General features: G+C 63.1%; 7 protein-coding genes. 6 read left to right on the forward strand and 1 reads right to left on the reverse strand.

The annotated features are described in order from the left end of the window. The first annotated feature begins 50 nt into the window (after positions 1–50). The 6 genes from OJJ21_RS21235 (at position 51) to OJJ21_RS21260 (ending at position 6,645) form a co-directional block, all read left to right on the forward strand. Positions 51–1,040: an MDR family oxidoreductase gene (locus tag OJJ21_RS21235; protein ID WP_297689629.1), complete on the forward strand. Its 990-nt coding sequence runs from the start codon at positions 51–53 to the stop codon at positions 1,038–1,040. Between the two features lie 194 nt (positions 1,041–1,234). Beyond that, entirely contained in the window at positions 1,235–2,665 is a 1,431-nt protein-coding gene (locus tag OJJ21_RS21240; protein WP_297689630.1) for a peptidoglycan-binding domain-containing protein, read from the forward strand. A gap of 35 nt (positions 2,666–2,700) precedes the next feature. After that, positions 2,701–3,381 carry a hypothetical protein gene (locus tag OJJ21_RS21245; RefSeq protein ID WP_297689631.1) on the forward strand — a complete coding sequence of 227 codons (681 nt, stop codon included), beginning with the start codon at positions 2,701–2,703 and terminating at the stop codon, positions 3,379–3,381. A 107-nt stretch (positions 3,382–3,488) separates the two neighbouring features. Next, positions 3,489–5,276 carry a feruloyl-CoA synthase gene (locus OJJ21_RS21250; RefSeq protein WP_297689632.1) on the forward strand — a complete coding sequence of 596 codons (1,788 nt, stop codon included), beginning with the start codon at positions 3,489–3,491 and terminating at the stop codon, positions 5,274–5,276. A 79-nt stretch (positions 5,277–5,355) separates the two neighbouring features. After that, positions 5,356–5,913 carry a Spy/CpxP family protein refolding chaperone gene (locus OJJ21_RS21255; protein WP_297689633.1) on the forward strand — a complete coding sequence of 186 codons (558 nt, stop codon included), beginning with the start codon at positions 5,356–5,358 and terminating at the stop codon, positions 5,911–5,913. Positions 5,914–5,991: 78 nt separating this feature from the next. Further along, complete coding sequence (locus OJJ21_RS21260) at positions 5,992–6,645, forward strand: hemolysin III family protein (RefSeq protein WP_297689634.1); 654 nt, start codon at positions 5,992–5,994, stop codon at positions 6,643–6,645. Here the strand turns inward: OJJ21_RS21260 and OJJ21_RS21265 are convergent. Next, positions 6,642–6,864 (reverse strand): inositol monophosphatase family protein (locus OJJ21_RS21265; RefSeq protein WP_297689635.1); only part of this gene is annotated, 223 nt, incomplete at its 5' end. The two genes, OJJ21_RS21260 and OJJ21_RS21265, sit on opposite strands and share 4 nt — an antisense overlap.

Below are 6,864 nucleotides of genomic sequence, written 5' to 3' on the forward strand. Positions count from 1 at the left end.
CATGGCCGGGCTTGACCCGGCCATCCACGTCTTTGTTAGGGAAAAGCCCCATGTCCGACACCTTCCGCGCCGTGGTCATCGAAGAGGTCGACGGCAAACCGAAAGCCGGCTTCAAGGAACTGAGCAAGCAAGACCTGCCGCAGAATGACGTGCTGGTCGAGGTCGCCTATTCGACGCTGAACTACAAGGATGGCCTGGCGCTCACGGGAGGCCGCATCGCGCGCAAGCTGCCGATGGTGGCCGGCATCGATCTCGCCGGCACCGTGGTGATGTCGGGCAATTCGGAGTTCAAGCCGGGCGACAAGGTGATCGTCAACGGCTATGGCCTGTCGGAAACCCAGTGGGGCGCCTACAGCCGCTTCGCCTCGGTGAAAAGCGACTGGCTGGTGCGCCTGCCCGATGCCTTTTCCATGCAGGAAGCCATGGCCATTGGAACGGCCGGCTACACGGCCATGCTCTGCGTGATGGCGCTGGAAGATGCCGGGCTGCACAAGGACGATGGCGAGGTGCTGGTCACCGGTGCCGCCGGCGGCGTCGGCTCGGTCGCCATCGCCCTGCTGGCGAAGAAGGGCTACAAGGTCATCGCCGCCACCGGCCGGCCGGAGACGCATGACTATCTGTCCGCGCTCGGCGCCAGCGGCTTCATCGCCCGCGAGGAGCTGAACCAGAAGGGTCCGCCGATGGCCAAGGAGCGTTGGGCGGCTGCGGTGGATTCGGTCGGCAGCCAGACGCTCGCCACCGTGCTGTCGCAGATCAAATACGGCGGCTGGGTCGCCGCCTGCGGGCTCGCCGGCGGCACGGATCTGCCGGCCAGCGTGTTCCCCTTCATCCTGCGCAATGTCAGCCTGCTCGGCGTCGATTCGGTGATGGCGCCGATGCACAGGCGCAAGCGCGCCTGGTGGCAGCTGGCGCAGGACCTGCCGAAGGACAAGCTGGCCGCCATGACCGAGCTGCATTCGCTCTCGGCCATCTTCGACCTGGCGCCGAAGATCGTTGCCGGCCAGATCCGCGGCCGCGTCGTGATCGACATCGCGAAGTAAGTCGCGCTCGCCCCACAATCGTCATACCCGCGAAAGCGGGTATCCCATTTTTTAATGAGACCCCGGGTCAAAAGCCCGGGGTGACGGAACTGATATGTCCGCCAAGCTTTTGTATTTGGGTTGAGAACAAAAAGGGTATATAATGCAGGAATATTATCAATACATATGTATTCAGCCGCCCGTGGAGTTTTTCCATGTCCTTGCAATCAAACCAAAATAATCCCGAAGACCTTTTCAGCTTTGCCGGTTCGGTCGGCCGCTTCAGCGACAACGACCGCGCCGATGTGATCAAGGCGCAGGCCCTGCTGGCCAATGCCGGCTATTACGAGCTGCCCGACCCCGGCATGCCGACCGGCTGGCCCGGCGGCGAACTCAATCGCGCGCTGACCCGCTTCCAGAAGGATCACGGGCTGGCACCTGACGGCATCCTGCTGCCGCTCGGTTTTGGCGGCGTGACACAGAATGGCATGGGCGAAACATTGCAGACTTTGCGGGACCAGCTCGCGGGCCCCCTGGAGGGCTTTGCGCCGCCGAGTGTGCAGGAGGTCGACGACTTCTACCGTCTCCGCCCGATGCTGGGTGGCGATGATGAGCCGCAGACCAATGTCGTGCTGCGATCGGCTGATGGCGACGGCGGTGAACCCATCGGCCTCAAACCGGTGATGAGCGATGAACCGCCGCCGGCCCGGCGTGAATTGCAGTCGGGACAGCAGGAGGCATTTTATCAGCGCCCCATCATCGAAGGCGTGAAGCAGATTCCGAATCTGCTGCGTGGCCTGGGCCTGGCCGCGCCGGCAATCACCCTGCCTCTGTCCGGCGACACGCCGGACACCGACCGTGATGCACTGCGCAAGCCAGAACCGGCGCAGCCGGAAGAAGATCGCCAGCAGCAGGATTTCGCCAAGCCGCAGCGCGGCCGCATCATCATCGCCGAAGACGGCAAGGAACTGCATGTCCCGCCGCTCGGCACCTGGGCTGACAAACTTAGTCCTGATGACCGGCAGATCGCCGACACACTGAATGACGCTTTCGCCACGGAGATGGCGCTGCATACCGGAGGCAGCCGGGGCAACGCCATGACACAGGAGGGCGTCAACATGGCGATCGAGGAATGCATGAAGGTCGCGCGGGAAATCTTTCCGGATGCGTCCGTGGAACATCTCTTTGGCGGCAACCCCGGCGGAAACATCGACAAGACCGCGCTGAAGGAAGAGCATCTGTGGAATTACGACGAGAATGGCAACATCGTCCGTCAGGGGAGTAACCGGCCGGATTTCGGCATTGCCGTTGCCCGTAACGTCGTGGAAATGGTGCGTGGCAATACCTACGACAGCGATGGTGCAGGCAACCCAACGGATCGCGAGCAAGCGGCACGCGATGGGATGCAGGCAAAGACGCCAGGCGAGAAAATGGTAATGCTCGAAAAACAAAGCCCTGAGATGACGGAGCAGGAGTTCCGCAAAAATGCCCGGGACGCCTGCCGCGCCGCCTTCACGGAATTACGTGAGGATTGGGAAAGACGCGGCGAATTCGCGAAGTCCGCCCCCAAAGACTCCGTCAAATATGATGGGCCGGACAATGCCCGCCGTGCCCGGGATCTTCGTAAAGCGCGAGGAAAGCAATGAGTTCACCCATATTCATGCGCAGTCGCAATGTCTGCATGCTTGAGCGCGACTGGTGGGATTTCGGCTTCGCCTTGCAGGATGCCTTTCCGCAGGCCTGGTATTATCGCGAATTGGATGGATGGAACCGTCCTGAGGATATCTGGCAGATGCCGATACCACCGGACCTCTCGCACCACGCCCATCTACTCGATACATCCGTGCGCCCGGGCGATTCGATCAAAATGGTGTTCGATGCAAACTGGAAGCCGCAGTACAAGAAAAAGTACGGTCGCTATGGCATGTCCGAGGATCAGTGGTGCTGGGACTGGCCGGATCCGCCACAGCCATCAGCACGCCTCAAATTGGGTGGCAACATTTATGATACGCCGGTCCCGCATCCTTCGGTCGGCGACATCACCTTCCATGGCCAGAATAAGAACAAGGAACACATGGCGCTGGCCGGGCGGCTTTTTCGAATCTTAAGCAAGTTCACCACCAATAAGAAAAACCTAGTCCGCGTGCGTGTGCCGAGCATGGAAGTTACCGTGCCCCTTGGAAGCAAAGGCAACTTCGCGCCCGATTGGTGCGGCCATCACGCCATCGAATGGGCGCGGCAGGAGCCGAACCGCGTGCTGTGCTATGTGAGGGCCGGCTTCGGTATCCGACCCACGGCGGACGTGAAACCCTTTGCGCCGCCACCGAAGCCGAAGGCAAAAGCATCGCGCAAGAAGCCCTGAGCTTCCCTCTTGCTCACCGCCCGGCCCGGCTGTAGTCTGCCTGATATTGTAATGCTGCCTTACAAACTAGACGGCGCGATAAAAAACCGGTTTCCGTGGGAGGAAACATGATCCAGCAGGGCGAAACCAAGCCGGCCTTCCTGCCGCTCGATCTGGCGGTGCCGCGTATCCGGCGCCGTGACAGCGGCGATGGCGGCTTCATCCTCGAATCGGAAGAGGCGCTCGGCGCCCATGCCGATCACCTTGGCCAGTTGCTGCAGCAGCAGGCCGCACGCCAGCCCGATGTGGTCTTCCTGGCCGAGAAAGCCAGCGGAGGAACCGGCTGGCGCGAGGTGAGTTATGGCGAGACATGGCAGGCCGCACGCAGCATCGCACAGGCGCTGCTCGATCGCGGCATGGACCAGACCACACCCATTGTCATCCTGTCGGGCAACAGCGTCGATCATGCGCTGCTGATGCTGGGCGGCATGATCGCCGGCGTGCCGGTGACGCCGGTTTCTGTGGCCTATTCGCTGATGAGCGGCGATTTCGCCAAGGTGCATCACATCCTCGGCCTGGTGAAACCGAAGCTGATTTTCGCCCAAGGGGGCGGACCATTCGGGAAGGTACTGGCCACACTGCCCGCCGGCATTGAGACGATCATCGACATCGCGTCGATGCGCGCGACAACGCCCACCGCTGCCGTGGATGCGCGATTCGCGCAGATCGGCCCGGACTGGGTGGCGAAATATCTCTTCACCTCGGGCTCCACCGGCCTGCCGAAAGGCGTCATCAACACGCATCGCATGCTGTGCTCCAACCAGCAGGCCATCGCGCAGATCTGGCCCTTTCTGCAGACAACGCCGCCGGTGCTGCTCGACTGGCTGCCGTGGAACCATACCTTCGGCGGCAACCACAATTTCAACATGGTGCTGCGCCAGGGCGGCAGGCTGCATATCGACGACGGCAAGCCGGCGCCGGGCCTGGTGGAAAAGACTGTCGCCAATCTGGGCGACGTATCGCCGACGATGTATTTCAACGTGCCGGCCGGCTACGCCATGCTGATCCCGCATCTGGAAAAGGATGCGGACTTAAGCGAGCGCTTCTTCCGCAACCTCAACATGATCTTCTATGCCGGCGCCGCCCTGCCGCCCGATCTCTGGGCGCGGCTGGAAGCCTTGTCGATCCGCACACTGGGCAGGCGCGTGATCATGACCTCCAGCTGGGGCTCCACCGAAACGGCGCCGCTGGCGACGGCGGCGCATTTCCCGATCGAACGCGCCGGCGTGATCGGCGTGCCAGTGCCGGGTGTGCAGCTCAAATTCGTGCCCAGCGGCAGCAAGCTGGAAATCCGCGTCAAGGGGCCGAATGTCACTCCGGGCTATATCGGCAATGCGGAGCAGACGCAGAAGGCCTTCGATGACGAGGGCTTCTACTGTATCGGCGATGCGGCCCGGCTGGCCGATGAATCCGAACCGGCGAAGGGCGTGGTGTTCGACGGACGGATTGCCGAGGATTTCAAGCTCACCACCGGCACCTGGGTGCATGTCGGCGGCGTACGCGTCGCCGCTCTGGCGGCCTGCTCGCCGCTGCTGCAGGATGCGGTGGTGACCGGACAGGATCGCGGTTTCATCGGCCTGCTCGCCTGGCCCTCTGCCGCGGCAAAGGACATGGCAGCAGATGATTTGCGACGGCAGATCGCGGAAAAACTTTCTGCATATAATGCAACACAGGGCGGTTCGTCCTTCAGGGTGAAGCGCGTGCTGCTGCTGAGCGAGCCGCCATCGATCGATGCCAACGAGATCACCGACAAGGGCTATATCAACCAGCGCGCCACGCTGGAGCGCCGTCACGCCGATGTGATGCGGCTTTATGCCGATCCACCCGATGCAGACGTGATCACCATCACCGACTAGCCGGACCATCCGCCCTAGATTGCGCGCCATACCGAGTCCGCATTTCCGGCTCGGCCCGCAAAGTTTTGGGAGATACGCCGTGACGCGACGTCTGTTCGCCACGCTGGCGTTTGGCCTGACACTGGCCGCTGGTTTCGCTTTGGGTACCATCGGCCGGTCGCCGGCCAATATGCCGGCACAAATGGCCGATGCCGATATTCCGACCCTGCCGCCGCTGGCGGCGGTGATCGTACCTGTTAATCCGCAGGATACCGGCGATGCCGAGCGCAATCTCTACCCGGCGCCGCAGACCGCGCTGCAACTGGCCGACAGCCTCAGTCTCGACGAGCCGCAGCGTCAGCAGCTGCGGCAGCTGCAGAACGACACCGAAGCGGAGATTTCCGCGCTCGGCCGCCGCCTGATGGCGGAGGAACGCCGGCTCGCCCGCGCCTTCGCCGAAAACAATATCGAGGCGACGCGGATCGATGCATTGACGGCACGGATTGCCGCCCTGGACGGCCGCATTCGCGCCCTGCGGCTGCGCAGTCACCTGGCCGCCCGCGACGCACTGACGCCGGACCAGCTGCTGCGCTTCGCCTCCCTGCGTGGTTACCAGCCGGCACCGGAAGACGAACGCGGCGACGATCCGCTGCGCTGAGCGCCCCAAACATCGTCTTCATTCCGCCGCATTCCCTGCGCTAGGATGTCCCCCGACCTTGTCAGGGAGCCGGACAGGATGGTCCAGCAGAACAGAGCCCGCGCATGCACGCGCGCCGAACTGATCGCCGATGCCGTGGTGCATCTGCTGGGTCTTGGTTTCGGCCTGGCTGCCTGTATCACACTGGTCGTCTTCGTCGCGCTCAAGCCCGATCTGTCGCGCGGTGTGAGCCTGGCGCTGTACGGCTTCGGCCTGCTGGCCATGCTGGGCTGTTCGGCGCTGTACAACATGACCAGCCATGCCCGGCTGAAGACTCTCTTCCGCCGCTTCGACCATGCCGCCATTTTCGTGATGATCGCCGGCACCTATACGCCGTTTTCACTGATCGTGATCGGCGGGTTATGGGGCGCGCTGCTGCTCGGCTTCGTCTGGAGCGTGGCGCTGGTCGGCGTATTCCTCAAGCTGCGCTATCCGCTGCGCTTCGAGAAACTGTCCGTGCTGGCCTATCTGCTGCTCGGCTGGGTGATCCTGGCGGCGCTCGAACCGCTGATCAGCGGTGCATCGCTCGCCGCCCTGGTGCTGCTGCTGACCGGTGGCGGGCTGTACAGCCTGGGCGTGGTGTTCCATCTGTGGGAACGGCTGCCCTTCCAGAATGCGATCTGGCATGTCTTCGTGCTGGCGGCGGCGGCCTGTCATTACGCCGCCATCCTGGTGGATGTCGCGCTGGTCTAGGCGCCGCGGGCGAGAAAGGCGGGGTTGCGGAAATCCGGCTTGCCATAACGCAGTGCCGGGCCGTCCTGCGGTCGTTCACCCGATATGTCCCAGGTAAGCACCGCGCCGCCGGCGGCTTCCAGCACCGCCTGGCCGGCCGCCGTATCCCATTCCGAGATCGAGGCGAAGCGCGGGTAGAGATCGGCGGCGCCTTCGGCGATCTGGCAGAATTTCAGCGAC

This window comes from Ferrovibrio sp., assembly GCF_025869515.1.
In the GTDB taxonomy this organism is placed as follows: Bacteria; Pseudomonadota; Alphaproteobacteria; order Ferrovibrionales; family Ferrovibrionaceae; genus Ferrovibrio.

Excerpts from the sequence above, each read along its gene's own strand:
- OJJ21_RS21235 (WP_297689629.1), top strand. The coding sequence starts at position 51 with ATGTCCGACACCTTCCGCGCCGTGGTCATCGAAGAGGTCGACGGCAAA.
- OJJ21_RS21240 (WP_297689630.1), top strand. The coding sequence starts at position 1,235 with ATGTCCTTGCAATCAAACCAAAATAATCCCGAAGACCTTTTCAGCTTT.
- OJJ21_RS21245 (WP_297689631.1), top strand. The coding sequence starts at position 2,701 with ATGCTTGAGCGCGACTGGTGGGATTTCGGCTTCGCCTTGCAGGATGCC.
- OJJ21_RS21250 (WP_297689632.1), top strand. The coding sequence starts at position 3,489 with ATGATCCAGCAGGGCGAAACCAAGCCGGCCTTCCTGCCGCTCGATCTG.
- OJJ21_RS21260 (WP_297689634.1), top strand. The coding sequence starts at position 5,992 with ATGGTCCAGCAGAACAGAGCCCGCGCATGCACGCGCGCCGAACTGATC.